Here is a 19,798-nt window from a genome sequence, read left to right as displayed (position 1 = left end):
CCCACAACAATCAATACTATTGTTATAAAATTAAGCTTTTAATTCTTCGGTTAAAGTTGGCTGAATGCTGTTTAAAATTTCTTTTACGACACGACCATTACCAACCACTAAGTTGCCTGATTTTAAGTAATCAGTTCCGCCAACAAAGTTCGTTACAATCGCACCTGCTTCACGAGCGATTAATTCACCTGCGGCACAATCCCAAGGTTTTAAACCAATTTCAAAGTAACCATCTAAACGAGCTGCTGCAACATAAGCTAAATCTAATGCTGCAGAACCTGTACGGCGGAAATCTGCCACACCGTTGTTCATTAACGCTTCAAGCATATTTAAATGTGCTTCACGATGTCTTAACACTTTGAAAGGGAAACCTGTTGCTAAAATAGTGCCTTTTAAATCACGGCGCTCAGCATCAATGCGTAAACGGAACTCATTTAATTTTGCACCTTCGCCACGCACAGCGGTGAAAAGCTCGTTACGGATAGGGTCATAAACTACCCCTACGGTTGTGCGACCATTCTCACGAATGGCAATTGAAACAGAGAAATGCGGTAAGCGTTTTACGAAGTTGGTGGTGCCATCTAATGGATCAATTACCCATTGCACGTTTTCATTGCTACCGCTTAATACGCCACTCTCTTCGGTTACGATTGAGTGATCAGGATAAGATTTACGGATCACATCAATAATCGCCGCTTCCGCCGCTTTATCAATTTCGGTTACATAATCGTTTGTATTTTTTTGTGAAACTTGAGTATCTTGAGGCGATTGCTCATAGCCTTTGGCAATAATATTGCCTGCTTTTCGTGCAGCACGAATAGCAATGTTTAACATTGGGTTCATATTTCCACCAGATTTTAAAGAACATAGAAGATAGGCGATTATAGAGAATATTGCGATAAAAAGATAGACAGGCGGTCGTTTTTGCGGATTTTTTTGCAAATTTCTAATGGAAAACGACCGCTTGAATTGCCCTTTACATATAATGATGTGTATATCATTGAAAATGCGATTAAAAATAGGCTTGGCACCGGAATAAAAATACCGCCTAAATTTTCATTTAGACGGTATTTTGTTCTACTTTTTATAAACCAAACTCGTTTACCACTTTAACGTGCAAGCGACATTCTACATTGCCACGCACTGCATTGGAATATGGGCAAACTTCGTGGGCTTTTTCAATCAGCTTTTTCGCCTCTTCTAAACTTAATCCTTCCACTGTAATCGTGATATCAAGATCAAGACTAAATGCACCGCCTTCTTTCTGTCCGATACCCACACCAACAGTGGTGGAAGATTTGCTCGGTTTAATGCCAAGTGTTGGGGCAACGTGGTTCATTGCACTGTCAAAGCAAGCTGCATAGCCCATTGCGAAAAGCTGCTCAGGATTAGTGCCGACTTTGCCACTTTCATTTTGGAAACCAACTAAATCAAAGCCGATTGAGTCATCGTCCACACGAGTGTGTCCGTCACGTCCGCCTGTTGCCGTTGCTGAAGTATGGTAAAAAATTTTCATTGAGTTACTCCTAATTATTACAAAAAATCACAAATTCACTGTGGAATACGCAAACGATTTTTCCATCACAAACCAATTCACATTGCACGTTAATTTTGCCTTTGCCGCTTTTTTGAAGCATTACCAAGCAATTTCCCACTTCTTTGCTTTCTAACTTACCGCAAATTGCCGACACTCGACTTTTCGCAGAGGCAAGATAACGCATATCGCTTTGGCGGATCACGATATTCCCATTCGCTTGAGGGAAATTTAAATGCACCGCCAGCCAAGCACAAGTGGTGGCTAACAGCGATTGGCTACCGCCAAACATTGTGCCGTGATGATTGTGATTTTTGTCAAAATCACAACTGACTTTCACGCAATCGCTATCTGTTTGCTCCAACGCTAGACCTAAACTTTCGCAAGCTGGAATATGTTGATTAAGCCAATGTTGCAAGGTGGAAATAGGGTTTGTGTGGTTCATATTGCATTCTTTAATGTTTGCTTTGAATAGGTATAGTATGCGGATTTTTCGACTTGCTGTCTTGCCAAATTCTCTATAATATTTGCCTAATTTTCTAAAATACTAAAAACAATGCAACATTCTCAGGATATTATTCATTCTATTTTTACACTTGCCCCGAAAAATGAGGTTTGGCGTACGTCAATTAAGGGGCTAACTATTCACGCTGCAGATCACGCCTTGGCATTTAGTGGTTATGTGCAAGAGCCAAGTTTGTGTGTGGTGCTGTTAGGGGAACGACAAATTTGTACTAATGGGCAATGTCAGATATTTTCTCGTCAAGAGATGATGTTCTGCCCAGTGAATTTACCGATTGTCACGCAAAGTATTTCCGCCAGCGAAAACCAGCCTTATCTTGCACTTTCATTACAGTTGGATTTTGAGTTGATTTCGCAAGTTATCAGGCAACTTCCCTCTAAAAAAATCAGTGAAGCTACATCATCTCGCCATAAATGGGGGTTAGAGAATGAGATTGAAGATTGCCTTATTCGGCTAATCAATCTGCTTCATTTTCCAAATTATATCGAGTTTCTTTCTCCCTTGATATTGCGTGAATTGTATTTCTATTTATTGCAGTCGGAACAAGGCGATTACCTACGTTCATTACTGTCCAAAGAGGGAAATATTGCCAAAATCGCCCAAGCGACAGAAATTTTGGCTCAGCAATTTGCAAAGCCTTTGAATATGACAGAGTTGGCACGACGAGTAGGAATGAGTGTGGCAGGGTTTTACGCCCATTTTAAAAATGTAACAGCAATGACGCCATTGCAATATCAAAAATCGCTGCGGTTGAATGTTGCTCGAGAGAAATTACAATCAGGTTTAGGGGTAAGTGAAACCGCTTACCAAATTGGTTATGAAAGCCCTAGCCAGTTCAGCAGAGAATATAAACGGCAGTTTGGGGAAAGCCCGAGTTCAATAGGGAAACAAGCGGTTGGATTTTCGTAAAATTTTGCAAATAAAACACCGCTTGTCGTGCTATACTTCGTTCAATTTTTAAGAGAGAAATTGCTATGAATACCAAATTTAACAAAGCTCCACGTTTCAAAACAGTGGAAGAGAAAAAATTCCAAGAACGCTCATCATTCAAATCTCAAGATAGAAAGCTACGCCAAGAAAGCGAGCGTAAGCCTGAACGTCGTGGCTTTCGTGAAGATAGAGCATTTGAAAAGCCACAAAATATCTACCCAACTGAAGGCAGAAAAGCGAGCGGCGAAGGCAGCGTACAAATTTGGGTAAAAGGCGGTGGTTCAGCAAAAGAGAAAAAAACAGGCCCACTTTCGCCTCGAGCGCCGGAAAAAATCAAGAAAAACCGTTTGGAAGAGATGAAAGTCTATGGCGAGAATGCGTGTATTACGTTATTCCAACAGCGTCCTGAAGCGATTGTTCGTTTATGGGCAACGGTTGAAGGGGCGAAGAAGCTAGGCGATGTAATGAGTTATTTAGCCGAAAATAAAAAGGCGTATCACGTTATCGATCGTGAAGAAATGGAACGTGTAACGGGTACAGAACATCACGGCGATATGTGTTTATTAGTGAAAAAATCGCCATCGTTTGTGTTAGAAGGCTACCTGCAAGTACCGAAAAAACAAGATTGTTTGGTCTTGCTAGATGGGGTAAATAATGCACAAAATGTGGGGGGGATTATCCGCACCTGTGCATTCTATGGTGTGACAGGGATCATCACGGAAAATGTGGATAGCTTAAATTCAAGTGCTTCGGCTCGTGTGGCAGAAGGTGGTTTGGAGTTTGTGCGTGCTTTAGAAACGAAGAATAAGCAAATTGCCTTAGTGCAGTTACGCCAAGCAGGTTATCAAATTGTGCATTTAACTCGCCACAAGCAAGCTCCTTCTTTAACTAAAACAAAATTGGCGGAGAAAGTGGTTTTTATATTAAGTGAAATTCCTGCAAGTGATATTGCCTATACAGAAGATACCACTATTCAGCTTTCATTTAGCAATCCGTTAAATAGTGGTTTAAATGTGGCTGTGAATACCGGTATTTTGCTTAACCAATGGTACCAAACCCATATTCTCTAATCTGAGTAGGAATAGACAATGAACCAACAAAAACCGTTTGAAGTGATTGCCATTGTTGGCACACCTCGTCATGATACTGCTTTTGAAACACATCTTGCTGTGTATAACTGGCTGAAAGACAGAGATTACACCATCTTGGTAGAAGCTGCTGTTGCTACTCAGTTGCAATTAACTGAAAGCTACAGCTTAGATGAAATCGGGCAACGTGCCGAACTTGTGATTGTAATTGGCGGCGATGGCAATATGTTAGGTGTTGCCCGTGCTTTAGCGAAATATCGTGTACCGCTGATTGGCATTAATCGTGGTAATTTAGGTTTTTTAACCGATATCGCCCCTCAAACGGCTTTTGAACAGCTTTATAACTGCTTAGTGAAAAATGAATATATCATTGAAGAGCGTTTCTTACTCGAAGCCTATATTGAGCGTAACGGCAAAATTATTTCTTCCAATAATGCGTTAAATGAAATTGTGGTTCACCCCACACAGGTGGCTCGAATTATTGAATTTGAAGTTTATATTGACGGCAAATTTGCCTTTTCACAACGAGCAGACGGCTTAATTGTGGCAACCCCAACAGGTTCAACGGCTTATTCACTTTCTGCTGGCGGCCCAATTCTTACCCCGAATATGAATGCGATTGCCCTTGTGCCAATGCACCCGCACACGCTTTCTTCCCGCCCGTTAGTTATTGATGGAGATAGCCAAATTTCATTGCGTTTTGCAAAATATAACACCCCTGATTTGGAAGTAATTTGCGATGGGCAAGAAAAAATGAGCTTTAGTCCTGAAGATCGTGTGCTAGTTAGAAAAAGCCTTGATAAATTGCAACTACTGCATTTAAAAGATTACAACTATTTTACCGTGCTAGGCTCAAAATTGGGCTGGGCAAGTAAGTTATTTTAGGAAAATACGATGAAAAAATTATTACTAGCTTTCGCTATTGCGATCGCTTACCCTACTTTTGCAGCTGATAGAGGCGAAGTGCTCTATCAACAATGCTTAGAACAAGCTGGCACATCTAGCGAAACAGCGAAAGCAACTTGTGCCGATAAAACCTCTGATTTCTATAAAAAATATATTACTGAATATTACCTTGAAATTTTTGATCGCTTCCAAAAAACGAATCCTGTCATCGCATCAAATTTTGAAAATGCTCAAAAAGAGTGGATCGCTAATCGCAATAAAGAGTGTAAAACAAAAGATAATCCCTCGTTATGCTTAATGCAGCAAAATGAGCAAAGAGCTCACGAGTTAGAAACAATGAAAGACAATCTTTCTTTAGCAGATGAAACGGCTGAAAAGGAGAGTAACCCTACCGAAGTGATTACTCACGACAAGGTGAGGCGAGTCTATATTTTTGATAAACGTGAAATTGTAGAGGGTGATGGATATGGGCCTTATGCCGTAACATATTCATTCAGTACTGTTACAACGGGCATTCAATGGCTAGATGATTTTCTACTTGCACCTTATGGGGAAAAGAAAACAACTCGTGAAGAAATTAAAAAAGAAATGGAAGAAGATTTCCAAGAATATATAGCGAATATCGGGGGAATTTCTGAACATTGGAATAAATCAAGCATTACCTTTGATGAGCAAAAACATCATATCGCCGTTTTTACTAACCATATTGAACAGTATTTTGGTGGTAATTACATCATAGATGCTTATCACAAGTTATATATTGATTTAGAGAAAAAATTGCTCCTTTCATTAGACTCGCTATTTACGCCATCAAACTTGGCTCAAGCAAAAGAGCTATTGTGGAATACTTTTCAAAATTCTGAACAAGGGAAAGAATTCACTATTGAAAAAAGCGATTTTGAAATCAGTGGCGATTTTGAATTTACCCCTGATGGATTAGAATTCAAGTACGGACAAGGCAGCTTGTTGCCATCTGTGTTTGGGCCTGTTTCATACACTATACCTAATGAGAAAATAGAGCTGTTACTGAAACCTGAATACAGATTCTTGCTTATATATGATATTTAGCTTACAAGCGGTCACTTTTCTCTGACCATTTTGTAAGTTGAATATGAAATATATTCATATTCAACTTCAAAACATATCATTTTTCTTCAACAATAATTTATGGTTCAATAAGTCATCTCAACAACAATAATAGCTCAAAAGGAGACGTTAGATGACAACCAATTTCCAATGCCGAGTGCATACCCTTGAATTTACCGAAGACTACGAACCAGCAGACAATACTCGTTTAACTACCAACTTTGCTAACCTTGCCCGTGGTGAAAACCGTAAGCAAAATCTGCAAAATGTGATTGCGATGATCAACAACCGCTTCAATGATTTAGCCAACTGGGATAACCCGTCCGCGGATCGTTATGCAGTGAAATTAGACATTGTATCGATGGATATTGATGTGGAAGGCACAGGCGAGTTTTTCCCTGCGTTAGAGTGGTTAAAAACCTCCGTGGTGGATCACAAAACCGGCAAAACGATTGATGGTATTCTCGGCAACAGCTTCTCTTCTTTCGTGCGTGACTACGATTTCAGCGTGTTACTACTTGATTTCAACAAAGACAAACCAAGCTTTACCGTACCGGAAGGCTATGGCGATTTGCATGGTAAATTGTACAAGCACCTGTTAGCCTCCGCAGAGTTCAAGGCTCAATTTAATAAAGCACCGGTACTCTGTTTAAGTGTGGCAACCACCCGTACTTACCACAAAACGACCAATGTTCACCCGATTTTAGGGGTGGAATATGTGCAAAACGACTATTCATTAACCGATGAATACTTTGCAAAAATGGGCTTAAAAGTGCGTTACTTTATGCCGCCGAAATCAGTTGCACCGTATGCGTTCTATTTTGAAGCCAATGCCGATCTGCTGAATGATTACAGTAACTTAGAACTGATTAGCACCATTGCAACAATGGAAGCCTTCCAGAAAATTTACCGCCCGGAAATTTATAATGCAAACTCAGTCGCAGGCGAAACCTACAAACCTAGCCTGACTTATGAAGATTACTCTTTAACCAAAGTGGAATATGACCGTGTGGAACGCACCCAATTAGCCATTCAGCAAGGTAAATATGCCGAAGAACATTTCATCAAGCCGTATAAAGCGATTTTAGAAGCTTGGGTGAATGAGAAATAATTTTTTGTAGGGGCGTATGTCATACGCCTATTTGAATTTTTTCGGGCGTGCGATGCACGCCCCTACATATACAGGAATATACATTATGAGCAAAATCCTTCTCCCAGCCTCTACCGCAGGCAGCTTACCGAAACCAGCTTGGCTGGCGGAACCTGAAAAACTCTGGTCTGAATGGAAATTCAGCGGCCACGAACTGTTACAAGCGAAAAGAGATGCCCTGTTAGTGTCATTGGCAGAACAAACTGCCGCCGGCATTGATATTGTGAGTGATGGTGAACAGACCCGTCAGCACTTTGTAACCACTTTCATTGAACATTTAGAAGGAGTGGACTTCACCAAACGGGAAATCGTGCGTATCCGTAATCGCTATGATGCGAGCGTGCCGAGCGTGGTCGGTGAGGTTCGCCGCCCGAAATCGGTTTTCGTGGAAGATGCGAAATTCTTACGCAAACATACCGATAAACCAATCAAATGGGCGTTACCGGGGCCGATGACAATGATCGACACCCTTTATGATGGTCACTACAAAAGCCGTGAAAAATTAGCGTGGGAATTTGCCAAAATCCTCAACCAAGAAGCGAAAGAGTTAGAAGCGGCGGGTGTGGATATTATCCAGTTTGACGAGCCAGCGTTTAATGTGTTCTTTGATGAGTTAAACGACTGGGGTGTAGCCGCTCTTGAACGAGCAGCGGAAGGCTTAAAATGCGAAACGGCGGTGCATATTTGCTACGGCTATGGCATTAAAGCGAATACCGACTGGAAACAGACCCTCGGCAACGAATGGCGTCAATACGAAGAGAGCTTCCCGAAACTGCAACAATCAAGCATCGACATCATCTCGTTAGAGTGCCAAAACTCGAAAGTCCCGATGGATTTAATCGAGTTAGTGCGTGGCAAAAAAGTGATGTTAGGGGCGATTGATGTGGCGACCAATGTGATCGAAACATCGGAGCAAGTCGCTGACACTTTACGCAAAGCCTTACAATTTGTTGATGCAGATAAACTCTGGCCAAGCACTAACTGCGGTATGGCTCCGCTTTCTCGTGAAGTGGCTCGTGGCAAACTCAATGCGTTAAGTCAAGGGACAGCGATTTTACGAGCAGAACTAGAAGGTTAATTTTGCGATCTGCATCGAAAAAATAAATTTTGCCCTTTGCTGATTTTTCTTTTTCATCTCAAAATGGAGAAAAAGGGGCAATATGCTAAATTTATTTAAAAAGCCGATTAAGAAAAGCTCATTTGAAGCGTGGGCAAAATTAATGGACGATGTCGCAAAAGTTGCAATTCTAGCAATTCCTGTTATTCTTTATGGACAGTATTCATTGCTGATGAAATGCATACATTTATCTACATTACTTGTGGTTGTATATTCTTTACTTAGTTACAGCAAGAGAATTTAGAGAAACAGCAGAGGAGATGTAAAATGGATGGATTAACAGTTGGCTTGCTTATTTTGGCAGCTCTTGGTTTTGCTGCAATGCAATGAGCAAAACACCTAAAAGATCATAATCATTAATTTATAGCTATGCAAGCGGTCATTTTTGGTAAATTTTTTACGAAATATGATCGCTTGTTGTTTTCTAGTCTAGAATCAGAGAGTACTATTAAAATTAACACTATCTATTCTATTAAAAAATGCGTAAAATATCGGTAAATCAACTTACGCAAACGTTTACTTAAGCTTATAGGAGTCCAAAATGTTAAAACGTGATATGAATATCGCCGATTACGATGCAGTATTATGGCAAGCAATTCAAGATGAAGATCGTCGTCAAGAAGAGCATATTGAATTAATTGCATCAGAAAACTATGCAAGCCCGCGTGTAATGCAGGCTCAAGGCTCACAATTAACAAATAAATATGCTGAGGGCTACCCAGGTAAACGTTATTATGGTGGTTGTGAATATGTGGATATTGTTGAACAATTAGCCATTGATCGTGCAAAAGAATTATTTGGTGCAGATTATGCGAACGTTCAACCACATTCAGGTTCACAAGCAAATGCTGCCGTGTATATGGCATTATTGAATCCGGGTGATACCATTTTGGGTATGAGCTTGGCACATGGCGGACATTTAACACATGGTGCTTCAGTAAGCTTCTCGGGTAAAATTTATAAAGCAGAACAATATGGTATTACTGCTGAAGGTTTAGTAGATTACGATGCGTTACGCAAACAAGCACTTGAAGTAAAACCAAAAATGATTGTTGGTGGCTTCTCTGCTTATTCACAAGTGATGGATTGGGCGAAAATGCGTGAAATCGCTGATGAAGTAGGCGCTTACTTATTTGTAGATATGGCTCACGTTGCAGGTTTAATTGCAGCAGGTGTTTATCCTAACCCGCTTCCACACGCACACGTTGTGACTACCACAACCCATAAAACATTAGCCGGCCCTCGTGGTGGTTTAATTTTATCTTCATCGGGTGATGAAGAAATATATAAAAAACTACAATCTGCAGTATTCCCAGCAGGTCAAGGTGGCCCATTAATGCACGTTATTGCGGCAAAAGCGGTATGTTTCAAAGAAGCATTAGAGCCAGAGTTTAAAACTTACCAACAACAAGTGGTGAAAAATGCAAAAGCGATGGTGGAAGTATTTAAACAACGTGGTTTTGAGGTAGTTTCAAATGGTACGGAAAATCACCTATTCCTTGTAAGCTTTGTAAAACAAGGTTTAACCGGTAAAGCAGCAGATGCAGCTTTAGGTGCAGCGAACATTACGGTAAATAAAAACTCCGTACCGAACGATCCACAAAAACCATTCATCACTTCAGGTATTCGTGTAGGTACCCCATCGGTAACTCGCCGTGGTTTCAAAGAAGATGATGTGGTTGCATTAGCAGGTTGGATGTGTGATGTGTTAGAAAGCATTGGTAAAGACAACCACGAACAAGTAATCGCAGAGACGAAGGCGAAAGTATTAGAAATCTGCAAACGTTTACCAGTTTATGCTTAAAATAAATACAATATTTTAGCAAAGCAAAGCAAAGAAAAAGGCGAATTAAATTCGCTTTTTTTCATCTTCTTTACTGAATTACCCAATAATACCAAACTGCTGTGCTAAGAATAGTAAGGCAAAAGCAGTTAGGTAAATTAGACCAACTACTGCTAACCAGAATAACCCGCCCGTTGCACGGTGTTCACCTTTCAGTACTAACGAGAAATTTAACCACGCAAAAATTGGTGTTGAAACAAATGAAGAGATCATTGCAAATTTCAACATAGTTGCTACATCTCTCATAGATACGGTAATAATGATGATTCCGATGATTGAAGTTGCTGTCATCCAAATGCTTAATTCAGCTTGTGAATGCTCTTTACGCCCCATTAAAAGACGTAATGATTCCGCATTCGCACGAGAATAGCCATCAATAACGGTAATAGTTGTACCAAACATACACATAAAGGCAATGAATGCAATTAACAGCTTAGCCCAATCGCCAATAGCGAAAGCGTACATTTTAATTAACTGACCAATGTAAGCCACGCCAGCCGCTTCTACTTTTTCACCAGAACCATATTGCACTAATGCCCCTAAAGCTAAGAATACAATCGCAAGAATAGCAGTACCGATATAACCTACATTAAAATCAAAAATACCATCTTGGAAACTGATTTTTCTAAAACGTTTTTTTGCTACTACCCACATTGAATTTATTGCCGAAATTTCAATCGGAGCAGGCATCCAACCCATTAACGCTACAATAAAACCAAGTGCGGCTAAATTCCAAGGTGATGGTTCAATAAAATCGGGTGCAACCGGAATACCACCTTTTAATGCTGCAATAATTACTGCTGTAACAGTAGAAATAGTTAATGCAATCATAATCCATTTAGATAGTGAATCTAAGAAACGATAGCGCCCTAAAATCAATACTCCCCAAGTTACTGCAATTACAATCGCGCCTGCCATCGGTATGCTTAGATCAAAGGAAACACCTAATGCAGAGAAAATAAATTTTAAAATTGCAGCGCAAACAATCCCAACTGCAGCTGTATTAATCATTCCAGCAAGCACATTAAGAATGAAAAAAATAACAAGATAAATTCCACCTTTATCTTTATAACCTTCTAATAAACTTTTATCACTAGATAAAGTGTACTGCACACCAAAACGGAAAAATGGATATTTAAATAAATTCGCTAAAATAATAATAATAGCTAATTGCCAGCCATAAATTGCCCCTGCTTGGGTGGAAGCAACAATATGTGAGCCACCTACCGCCGCAGATGCCATTAAAATACCTGGCCCCATTGCAGCAAATTTGCTTTGCCAAGTAGATTGTTCTGCCTGTTGTGTCATATATTCTCCAAAATACGTGTAAGACCTTAAATGAACTTCCATTCTACCCATAAAATAAAGTGAAAAATAGACACCTCAAATCTTTGTTAAAAAAATGCTAAAATTATTATGCTACTTAATAAATTGAAACTATTTTACATAACGATAATAAAAACAATTTAACAACATTTAATGCTAAAAATATAATCGTAATCAGATAAAAATAAAATTTAATTTTTTTATTAAAAATATAGAAAAGATACGAAACAGAGATAAATTTGTAAATTTTTAGCACAATTCAGCCGCTTGCAGGCAATAAAAAAGTGCGTTACCGCACTTTTTATCATTAAGATGAGATTATTTTGAATAGCGTTGGAATACTAAACACGCATTCGTTCCACCGAAGCCGAAGCTGTTAGACATTACCGTGGTTAATTCTTTATCTTGGCGTTCGGTCACAATATTCATTCCTTCTGCTTGTTCATCAAGCGTTTCAATATTAATGCTTGGTGCGATAAAGTTGTTATCTAGCATTAATAATGAATAAATTGCTTCGTGGGCCCCTGCTGCACCAAGTGAATGCCCTGTCATGGATTTGGTGGAAGAAATAGCTGGAGTTTTATCGCCAAATACATTGCGGATTGCACCAAGTTCTTTGACATCACCTACCGGAGTTGATGTGCCGTGTACATTGATGTATTCAATGTCACCGTTTACGGTTGCCATTGCTTGCTTCATACAACGCTCTGCACCTTCACCGCTTGGAGCAACCATATCATAACCGTCAGACGTTGCACCATAGCCCACGATTTCGGCATAGATTTTTGCACCACGAGCAAGAGCGTGTTCTAACTCTTCCACCACTAATACCGCACCGCCACCTGAAATCACGAAGCCATCACGGTTTGCATCATAAGCACGGCTTGCTTTGGTTGGTGTGTCATTATATTTAGAAGAAACAGCTCCCATTGCATCAAACTGTGTTGCACCTTCCCAGCAAAGCTCTTCTGCTCCACCGGCAAAAACAACGTCTTGTTTGCCTAATTGGATTAACTCCATTGCGTGTCCTATTGCGTGAGCGGAGGTTGCACAAGCAGAGCTAATCGAATAGTTTACACCCTTGATTTTAAATGGTGTTGCTAAGCAAGCTGATACGCTTGATGCCATTGTTTTAGTTACCGCATAAGGACCGATACCTTTTACTCCACGAGGTCCACGTACTGCATCTGTTGCCGCAACTTGACCACGAGCTGAACCGATACCAGAACCAATAACTAAACCAGTACGCTCGTGCGAGATATGCTCTTCGGCTAAGCCAGCATCTTCGATTGCTTCTTTCATACAAATATAAGCATAGGCTGCTGCATCCCCCATAAAACGATACACTTTACGGTCAATCAAATCAGCAGGATTTAATTTAATTGTACCTGCAACTTGGCTACGCATACCTACTTCAGCAAAACTAGGTACAAATTCAATGCCTGATTTACCTTCTTTTAATGAAGCTAACACTTCTTCTTTATTGTTACCAATACTTGAAACAACACCTACACCTGTAATAACAACTCTTTTCATTTTGTTTCCTTCATCCATCATTTTGTTCTGAAAAAATAGTTAATTCAGCTTACACTTGTTCGCTCAAATTAGCTACTAAAACTTGCTTATTTTACACAAAATTATGACTGGTCTGAACTCTTTTCAGTCACAATAACCACAAGATGGTGTTTTTTAGGCAAAATGGATCTGCTCAATTTCTTAACTTTTTTAGTATATTTCATTACATAATCTAGACTTTTCAGCTAAAATGTTAAGCAGAACATATTTTTTGAAGGAAATTGACGTGAAAACACTCTCCCTTGAAGCTAATACAGCAACAATTGTAGAAGGAACTGCTATTAAAGCAAGTGAGGCGAATTTTTCCCAAAAATTAGCTTTGACGAAACAAAGAATCGATAAACTCAATGCTTATCGTATTGAGCGAGCAATTAGTGCCAACAATCAAAGTTTTGTTCACGTTTTTTCATTAGTTCCGTTACTTATTCATCTTAATCACCCAAGTCTTCCTGCCTATGTTGAAAATGCACCGCAAGGCATTTGGTATTTTGAATTATCTGATTATCAAAAAAATTCATTGATGTCTTATAGCTTCAATGAAGCAATCTCTGACTATCGTTTAAAAGATCAAACCCATTTTGATGCACTTTATTGTATGGGCAGCACAGGTTCTATTACCCAAACCAGCCTGTCAGATTTAGATTTATGGCTCTGCTATTCAAATACGCTCACTATTGAACAATATAAATTAATGGAGCTTAAAATTACTAAGCTACAAGAATGGGCAAAAACCTTTGATGTGGACATTAATATTTTCTTAATGAACCCAGAGCAATTTAAAACACAAACTTACAGCAGCGGTGTAACAAATGAACACAGTGGCTCTGCTCAGCACTTTTTCTTACTTGATGAATTTTACCGTTCAGCCATATTACTGGCGGGTAAACGCTTGCTGTGGCTACACTTGCATAAAGATGAATATCAAAATGCCCATAATAATCCTGAAATTGATTTAACTGAATGGGTGGATTTTGGCGACTTTTCGAGTCTTTCTGCCAGCGAATTTTTTGGGGCAAGCCTTTGGCAACTCTATAAAGGGATCAATAATCCTTATAAATCCGCTATTAAGATTTTGTTGTTAGAGTGCTACGCCCACACCTACCCGAAAACTAAATTAATTTCAAAAGAATTTAAGAAAAGAATTTTAAGTGATGAGGCAATCGAATATCATTTTGACCCTTATTTGGCAATGCTTGAGCTGGTTACCGAGCAACTTGTTATTCGCAAGGAATGGGTAAAATTAGACCGCTTGCGTGTCTGTTTTTATGCCAAAGCAATTGAAGGGGAAATCAGAAAAAATTGGCGTACAGAAGTATTACAATCTTTGGTTGAGCAATGGTCTTGGAACGAAGCACAAACTTTGTTGCTACAAAACCGCCAAAATTGGAAAATTAAGCAAGTGATGAATCACGAAAATATGCTGATCGATCATCTACTGCAAAGCTATCGTAACTTAATCCACTTTGCTCGGAAATTCCATCTTAATCCAAGTATTATGACCAATGATACCGATATTTTGATGCGAAGACTTTATTCGGTATTTGAAACCTTACCGGGTAAAGTGCAGCTAATTAATCCGAAAATATCATCAAATTTAGCAGAAAATGCGGTAACTTTTATTGAAGTGAAAGCAGGCAGTTCATCAATGCAAGCGGGCTGGTATTTGGTAAACCAAGCACCGAGAAGTCAGTATGATTCGAACCTTCGCTATGTTCACTACAACAAAAGCCCTATTAAACTGATTGCTTGGGGGCTTTTTAATGGCATTATAAATGCCAATACCCATTTACACACAGTAAGCGATAATCTGAATACGCAGAAATTACGTCAATTTATTACTGACTTACGCTTAACTTTCCCAATTCAAGCACCAGAAATAACAAATGAGGATATGCATCACCCGAATAAAATTCGCAATTTAGCGATTGCAATTAATTTAGTGCAAGATCCGACAGAAACCATTACTGATTTACCTAAAAAAGTTTCCCAAAGTGATTTATTCAACTTCGGTAAAACACAAAAAACTTTAGTAGGAAGTGTAAGTATTATTTATCGCAATGTTTGGAATGAAATCCGTACTCAGCATTTTGATGGCGAAGATGCAATTTTAAAAGCCCTTAAATTGGTCTCTAACCGTATTTATCAAGGTGCAGCATCACCAAATTCAGTGAATATTTTTTGCTATAGTAAATATCTACGTAGTAATTTGCGTGAGTTTGTTTCCGACTTAGTACATAAATGTATTACGATCCAAACAGGTTGTTTCTTACAAGCTGATGAACTCCGCCACTTAAAAATTGCAGGAAAAACCTGGCAGGTACTTTTCCGTAAACAAACGGTAGGCATTAAGCAGATTGACGAACAAGCGGTCGAAAATCGTGAAAATTTTGCAAATCTAGCTGCTAATACAGTAAAAGAAGTATTTCCTCAAAAAATCAGCGAATTTGCCAGCGAAGGCTTTTTACAATTCTTCTTTGAAGACAACCAAGACAGTAGTTTTAATGTATATGTGGTTGATGAAAAAAATAGTGTGGAAAGTTACTATAATTGTTCCGGTAATAAAGAAGAGAAAATAAGAAAAATCAATAAGTTACAGCACAATAAACGGCTAAAAACAGAAACTGAAGCCTCATTCGGTAGTTTTAATCACCCACAGTTTTACCAGCTAATTTCGCCTAATGGCGAGCTGTCTATTGTACCGTTTCAAAGTCGCCAACATTTGGATTATTTAGCACAACAAGAACAAAAATGTTAAACCTTATTCAAAAGGGCTACTTCTTAGAAGAAGTAGCCCTTTAATCATCTTTATAACTTCACTGGCTCAATAATTTCACTTGGGTAACAGCCTAATACTTTCACATAGCTCGTTACTTTTTTAAGCTCTGTCAATGCGTTTTGCGTATTTTCTGAATGAATATTCGCCTCAAGCTCCACATAGAACATCTCTTCCCAAGGCTTACCGTAAATTGGGCGAGATTCCAATTTCATCATTCGGATATTGTGATTCTTAAACACAATTAACGCATCAACCAATGCACCTGCTTGCTGACTCGTTGTCATCAAGAGCAAGGTTTTTGTTTGTACCTGTGGCGAAACTTGCACAGGCTCTTTTGATAACACAATAAAGCGAGTGATATTGTTTGGCTGATTTGCAATATCCGTTTTAACATTGGTCAAGCCATATAATTTTCCGCCATCTTCATTGCCTAGTGCCACAATATTTGGCTTATTTAAGCGAGCCACCATTTGCATTGCGTGCGAACTGCTTTCACAATATTTGATATGGACTTTATCAAGCGTTGCTAAAAATTGGCTACACTGCTGAGCTGGTTGTGGGTGGGTATAAACCGTATCAACTTCCGCTAAATCTACATTTCCGTTTGCTAATACACAATGTTTGATTGGATATGCTAATTCCCCCACCAGCGTTAAGTCTGTGTGTTGCAATAAATCATACACTTCATTGATTGAGCCTGAGGTAGTATTCTCTAATGGTAATACGCCAAACTCAGCTTCGCCGCTTTGAACTTTCTCAAATACCTCATCAAATGAGCCACAACTTAATTCAACTAATGCACCTTGATATTTTTTAGCAAATTGGCGAGAAGCCATATTCGAGTAAGAACCACGCATTCCTAAAAAAGCGATAGCAATCTGCTCTTCTTTTTGTGCATTTAGTTTATTTTGCAGATAATTTTGTTGGGTAAGAACGGAATCTTCAATAATACGTTGGAAAATTTGGGTCACATATTGTGGATCGAGCTGATAATTTTCAGCTTCGGCAAAATTCACCAGCTCTTGAAGTAAGGCTTTCTCACGCTCTAAATCACGCAATGGCTTTTGTGTGATTTCTTTGCTTCTTACCACATCAAAAGCAAGGCGATGGCGTTCTGCAAGTAGTTTTAATAAGTTGCGATCAAGATTAGTAATTTGTGTTCGAATATCGGATAAATCTAAAGACATTAATATATTCTCTTATAATAACGAATGTCGGAATTATAACCTGTTCAAAAATAAAGAAAAGACAAGCGGTCGCTTTTGCCTAAAAATTTGCAAATATCTAATCAAATCAATAGAGAAAGCAACCTTTATTCCTTTACTTTTTTTGCTAGAATAGTTTATCTTTTAACCCAAAGATTATTACTTAATCAAGGAGTTCACAATGAAAAAACTGATTGCCCTTTCGTGTATAGCACTTTTAGCGGCTTGTACACAGCCCCATAAACACGAGAAACATAACCCTGATGTACACCATAAAAATCCTGCATTAATGCAAGCAATGAAAGAGTGCCACAGCACCCTGAAAGATAAAAAAGATATGCCTACTTTTGAGCAATGCTTAAAAGAGAAAGGGTTTAAAAAACCAGCCAATCACCCAAAAATGAAAGGCAAATATAAACATAAAAACCCTAAATTTGCGAAAGCCGTGAAAGAATGCCACAAAGGCGTTAAGAGCGTTGAAGATAGTGCAAAATTTGAAGCTTGCTTGAAAGAAAAAGGCTTTGAAAAACCAGCGAACCACCCGAAAGTAGGTTCATACCACTAAATATTAAATAAAAAAACGTAGGGGCGACAAATTTTTCGCCCTTTCTATATTCGTAAAAATTAGGGAGAACGCTGTTCTCCCTATGTTCAATTAAGAAACACACTCTACTCTTTCAGCATTCCCTAAAATTCCTTTGTGGCGTAATAATGCATCAAGGGTTGGTTTGCGTCCACGGAAACGTTCAAATAGCACCATTGGTTCTTCTGAACCACCACGCGTTAAGATGTTATCTAAGAACGACTGTCCTGTCTCTGCATTGAAAATACCTTCTTCCTCAAAGCGTGAATAAGCATCGGCAGAAAGCACTTCCGCCCATAAGTAGCTGTAATAACCTGCCGCATAGCCACCTGCAAAAATATGGGAGAAGCTGTGTGGCGTTCTTGCCCAATCTACCCCTTTTGCAACAGCAACTTGATCTTTCACTTCTTTAAGTAATGCTAATACTTGTCCTTGTTTGTTCGGGTCATATTCTGTATGTAAGCGGAAATCAAATAAACCAAACTCTAATTGACGCAGTACGAACATTGCTGCTTGGAAGTTTTTCGCTGCAAGTAGTTGATCTAATTTTGCTTTCGGTAATGGCTCACCTGTTTCGTAATGCCCTGAAATGAAAGCTAACGCCTCTTCTTCCCAACACCAGTTTTCTAAGAATTGGCTTGGTAATTCAACCGCGTCCCACGGCACACCGTTAATACCTGCTACATCGCCCACATCAATTTCGGTCAGCATATGGTGAATACCGTGTCCGAACTCGTGGAATAAAGTGGTTACTTCATCGTGAGTGAATAACGCTGGTTTGTCGCCAATCGGTTTATTGAAGTTACAAGTTAAATAGGCAACCGGTTTTTGTAATGTGCCGTCTGCCAAGCGTTTTTGATTGATGCAATCGTCCATCCACGCACCGCCACGCTTATTTTCACGAGCGTATAAATCAAGGTAGAACGAACCACGCAAGCGGTCATTTTTATCAAAAATATTGAAAAAACGCACGTCTTTGTGCCAAACATCTACACCTTGTTGCTCTTCTACTCGCATACCGAAAACACGTTTCATCACTTCAAATAAGCCTGATAAAACACGGTTTTCTGGGAAATATGGGCGAAGCTCTTCGTCATTCACTGAATATAACGCTTGTTTTTGTTTTTCGCTGTAGAAGGTAATATCCCATAAATCCAGATGTTCTACGCCAAAATGCTCTTTCGCAAATTTTTTCAGCTCGCATAATTCATTTTTGCCTTGTGCTTTTGAGCGAGTGGCTAAATCATTTAAGAAATCCAGCACTTGCTGCGGATTTTCCGCCATTTTAGTGGCTAATGAGTAGTCAGAATAGGTTTTAAAGCCAAGCAGTTGCGATCTTTCGTGGCGAAGTTTAAGAATTTCATCAATAATCGCACTGTTATCCCACTTGCCTGCATTCGGGCCTTGATCAGAGGCACGGGTTACATAAGCACGGTACATTTCTTCACGCAAGGCTTTGTTTTCACAGTAAGTCATTACTGGCAAATAGCTTGGAATTTCAAGGGTAAAGCGATAGCCTTTTTTGCCTTTACTTTCTGCCGATAATTTTGCTGCCTCTAATGCAGATTCTGGTAAGCCTTTTAATTGTGCTTCGTCAGTAATCACAATATCCCAACCCATCGTTGCGTCTAGCACATTATTGCTAAATTGCGAATTGAGTTCAGATAAGCGTGCAGAAATTTCGCCATAGCGTTTTTGTTTATCTGCTGGCAGAGAAATACCCGATAATTCAAAATCTTGTAGGCTGTTTTCAATCGCTTTTTTCTGTGCAGTCGAATAAGTTTCAAATTCAGGGCTGTTTTTTAATTTTAAGTAGCCTTGATATAACCCCTGATGTTGCCCCGCCCAAGTGCTGTATTCCGATAATAACGGCAAGCACGCTTGGTAAGCCTCACGCAACTCTGGGGAATTTTTCACCGCATTCAAATGCCCTACCGGTGACCACGCACGGGAGAATTTATCCCCTGCCATTGCTTGTGGCATATAGAAATTTTCCCACGTCGGGTTTTCAATTTGTGCGACTTTTTCAACGGTTTCACGGCATTCTTTGATCACCGCTTCTACCGCCGGTTTGATATGTTCAGGTTTGATTTGTGAGAACGCAGGCAAGCCTGTGTAATTTAAAAGAGGGTTAGACATTATTTTTTCCTTTTATG

The 19,798-nt window shown here is 39.3% G+C and carries 16 protein-coding genes; 9 read left to right on the top strand and 7 right to left on the bottom strand.

The genetic code is table 11. The features are described from left to right. Positions 1-30: 30 nt before the first annotated feature. The 3 genes from suhB to ACERCG_RS02950 form a co-directional block, all read right to left on the bottom strand. Positions 31-843, bottom strand: coding sequence for an inositol-1-monophosphatase (suhB, locus tag ACERCG_RS02960; protein WP_373610589.1), 813 nt, complete (start codon positions 841-843; stop codon positions 31-33). Positions 844-1,084: 241 nt separating this feature from the next. After that, positions 1,085-1,516: an organic hydroperoxide resistance protein gene (locus ACERCG_RS02955; RefSeq protein ID WP_373610588.1), complete on the bottom strand. Its 432-nt coding sequence runs from the start codon at positions 1,514-1,516 to the stop codon at positions 1,085-1,087. A 10-nt stretch (positions 1,517-1,526) separates the two neighbouring features. Beyond that, positions 1,527-1,979: a YiiD C-terminal domain-containing protein gene (locus tag ACERCG_RS02950; protein WP_373610587.1), complete on the bottom strand. Its 453-nt coding sequence runs from the start codon at positions 1,977-1,979 to the stop codon at positions 1,527-1,529. A 111-nt stretch (positions 1,980-2,090) separates the two neighbouring features. Between ACERCG_RS02950 and ACERCG_RS02945 the strand changes: the two genes are divergently transcribed. From ACERCG_RS02945 to glyA, 7 genes are all read left to right on the top strand, one after another. Further along, the gene (locus ACERCG_RS02945) at positions 2,091-2,966 is read left to right on the top strand and encodes an AraC family transcriptional regulator N-terminal domain-containing protein (RefSeq protein WP_373610586.1); all 876 of its coding nucleotides are present in this window, start codon (positions 2,091-2,093) and stop codon (positions 2,964-2,966) included. 65 nt (positions 2,967-3,031) lie between these two features. Beyond that, the gene (locus ACERCG_RS02940; RefSeq protein ID WP_373610585.1) at positions 3,032-4,057 is read left to right on the top strand and encodes a TrmH family RNA methyltransferase; all 1,026 of its coding nucleotides are present in this window, start codon (positions 3,032-3,034) and stop codon (positions 4,055-4,057) included. An 18-nt stretch (positions 4,058-4,075) separates the two neighbouring features. After that, on the top strand, positions 4,076-4,960 hold the full coding sequence (locus ACERCG_RS02935) for an NAD(+) kinase (RefSeq protein WP_373610584.1): 885 nt from the start codon (positions 4,076-4,078) through the stop codon (positions 4,958-4,960). Positions 4,961-4,969: 9 nt separating this feature from the next. Continuing rightward, positions 4,970-6,049: a lysozyme inhibitor LprI family protein gene (locus tag ACERCG_RS02930; protein WP_373610583.1), complete on the top strand. Its 1,080-nt coding sequence runs from the start codon at positions 4,970-4,972 to the stop codon at positions 6,047-6,049. Positions 6,050-6,200: 151 nt separating this feature from the next. Then, positions 6,201-7,178, top strand: coding sequence for a DUF1852 domain-containing protein (locus ACERCG_RS02925; RefSeq protein WP_373610582.1), 978 nt, complete (start codon positions 6,201-6,203; stop codon positions 7,176-7,178). A gap of 85 nt (positions 7,179-7,263) precedes the next feature. Beyond that, positions 7,264-8,295 (top strand): methionine synthase, encoded by a 1,032-nt coding sequence (locus ACERCG_RS02920; protein WP_373610581.1) that lies wholly within the window; start codon positions 7,264-7,266, stop codon positions 8,293-8,295. Positions 8,296-8,875: 580 nt separating this feature from the next. Then, positions 8,876-10,138, top strand: a complete 1,263-nt coding sequence (gene glyA / locus ACERCG_RS02915; protein ID WP_373610580.1) for a serine hydroxymethyltransferase — start codon at positions 8,876-8,878, stop codon at positions 10,136-10,138. Between the two features lie 78 nt (positions 10,139-10,216). Here the strand turns inward: glyA and ACERCG_RS02910 are convergent, their stop codons facing one another. Together ACERCG_RS02910 and fabB are read right to left on the bottom strand one after the other, a co-directional pair. Further along, a complete protein-coding gene (locus ACERCG_RS02910) occupies positions 10,217-11,485 on the bottom strand; it encodes an NRAMP family divalent metal transporter (protein WP_373610579.1) in 1,269 nt (422 codons plus the stop codon). Between the two features lie 336 nt (positions 11,486-11,821). Beyond that, positions 11,822-13,039 (bottom strand): beta-ketoacyl-ACP synthase I, encoded by a 1,218-nt coding sequence (gene fabB / locus ACERCG_RS02905; RefSeq protein ID WP_373610578.1) that lies wholly within the window; start codon positions 13,037-13,039, stop codon positions 11,822-11,824. A 265-nt stretch (positions 13,040-13,304) separates the two neighbouring features. On the opposite strand from fabB, the gene ACERCG_RS02900 reads away from it, so the two are divergent. Further along, positions 13,305-15,833 carry a class I adenylate cyclase gene (locus ACERCG_RS02900; protein WP_373610577.1) on the top strand — a complete coding sequence of 843 codons (2,529 nt, stop codon included), beginning with the start codon at positions 13,305-13,307 and terminating at the stop codon, positions 15,831-15,833. A gap of 50 nt (positions 15,834-15,883) precedes the next feature. Here the strand turns inward: ACERCG_RS02900 and ACERCG_RS02895 are convergent, their stop codons facing one another. After that, the gene (locus ACERCG_RS02895; protein ID WP_373610576.1) at positions 15,884-17,041 is read right to left on the bottom strand and encodes a chorismate mutase; all 1,158 of its coding nucleotides are present in this window, start codon (positions 17,039-17,041) and stop codon (positions 15,884-15,886) included. Between the two features lie 199 nt (positions 17,042-17,240). Between ACERCG_RS02895 and ACERCG_RS02890 the strand changes: the two genes are divergently transcribed. Next, complete coding sequence (locus ACERCG_RS02890) at positions 17,241-17,624, top strand: hypothetical protein (RefSeq protein WP_373610575.1); 384 nt, start codon at positions 17,241-17,243, stop codon at positions 17,622-17,624. Between the two features lie 90 nt (positions 17,625-17,714). Here the strand turns inward: ACERCG_RS02890 and prlC are convergent, their stop codons facing one another. After that, complete coding sequence (gene prlC, locus ACERCG_RS02885; RefSeq protein ID WP_373610574.1) at positions 17,715-19,781, bottom strand: oligopeptidase A; 2,067 nt, start codon at positions 19,779-19,781, stop codon at positions 17,715-17,717. Positions 19,782-19,798: the final 17 nt, after the last annotated feature.

The sequence above is a fragment of the Mannheimia sp. E30BD genome (assembly GCF_041807785.1).
Lineage (GTDB): Bacteria > Pseudomonadota > Gammaproteobacteria > Enterobacterales > Pasteurellaceae > Mannheimia.
The sequence above is the reverse complement of the archived record's forward strand: the minus strand, read 5'-3'. Positions and strand labels throughout refer to the sequence as shown.

What these genes read in the sequence shown, in the direction of transcription:
- suhB (WP_373610589.1), bottom strand. Translation starts at nt 843, where the DNA reads ATGAACCCAATGTTAAACATTGCTATTCGTGCTGCACGAAAAGCAGGC.
- ACERCG_RS02955 (WP_373610588.1), bottom strand. Translation starts at nt 1,516, where the DNA reads ATGAAAATTTTTTACCATACTTCAGCAACGGCAACAGGCGGACGTGAC.
- ACERCG_RS02950 (WP_373610587.1), bottom strand. Translation starts at nt 1,979, where the DNA reads ATGAACCACACAAACCCTATTTCCACCTTGCAACATTGGCTTAATCAA.
- ACERCG_RS02945 (WP_373610586.1), top strand. Translation starts at nt 2,091, where the DNA reads ATGCAACATTCTCAGGATATTATTCATTCTATTTTTACACTTGCCCCG.
- ACERCG_RS02940 (WP_373610585.1), top strand. Translation starts at nt 3,032, where the DNA reads ATGAATACCAAATTTAACAAAGCTCCACGTTTCAAAACAGTGGAAGAG.
- ACERCG_RS02935 (WP_373610584.1), top strand. Translation starts at nt 4,076, where the DNA reads ATGAACCAACAAAAACCGTTTGAAGTGATTGCCATTGTTGGCACACCT.
- ACERCG_RS02930 (WP_373610583.1), top strand. Translation starts at nt 4,970, where the DNA reads ATGAAAAAATTATTACTAGCTTTCGCTATTGCGATCGCTTACCCTACT.
- ACERCG_RS02925 (WP_373610582.1), top strand. Translation starts at nt 6,201, where the DNA reads ATGACAACCAATTTCCAATGCCGAGTGCATACCCTTGAATTTACCGAA.
- ACERCG_RS02920 (WP_373610581.1), top strand. Translation starts at nt 7,264, where the DNA reads ATGAGCAAAATCCTTCTCCCAGCCTCTACCGCAGGCAGCTTACCGAAA.
- glyA (WP_373610580.1), top strand. Translation starts at nt 8,876, where the DNA reads ATGTTAAAACGTGATATGAATATCGCCGATTACGATGCAGTATTATGG.
- ACERCG_RS02910 (WP_373610579.1), bottom strand. Translation starts at nt 11,485, where the DNA reads ATGACACAACAGGCAGAACAATCTACTTGGCAAAGCAAATTTGCTGCA.
- fabB (WP_373610578.1), bottom strand. Translation starts at nt 13,039, where the DNA reads ATGAAAAGAGTTGTTATTACAGGTGTAGGTGTTGTTTCAAGTATTGGT.
- ACERCG_RS02895 (WP_373610576.1), bottom strand. Translation starts at nt 17,041, where the DNA reads ATGTCTTTAGATTTATCCGATATTCGAACACAAATTACTAATCTTGAT.
- ACERCG_RS02890 (WP_373610575.1), top strand. Translation starts at nt 17,241, where the DNA reads ATGAAAAAACTGATTGCCCTTTCGTGTATAGCACTTTTAGCGGCTTGT.
- prlC (WP_373610574.1), bottom strand. Translation starts at nt 19,781, where the DNA reads ATGTCTAACCCTCTTTTAAATTACACAGGCTTGCCTGCGTTCTCACAA.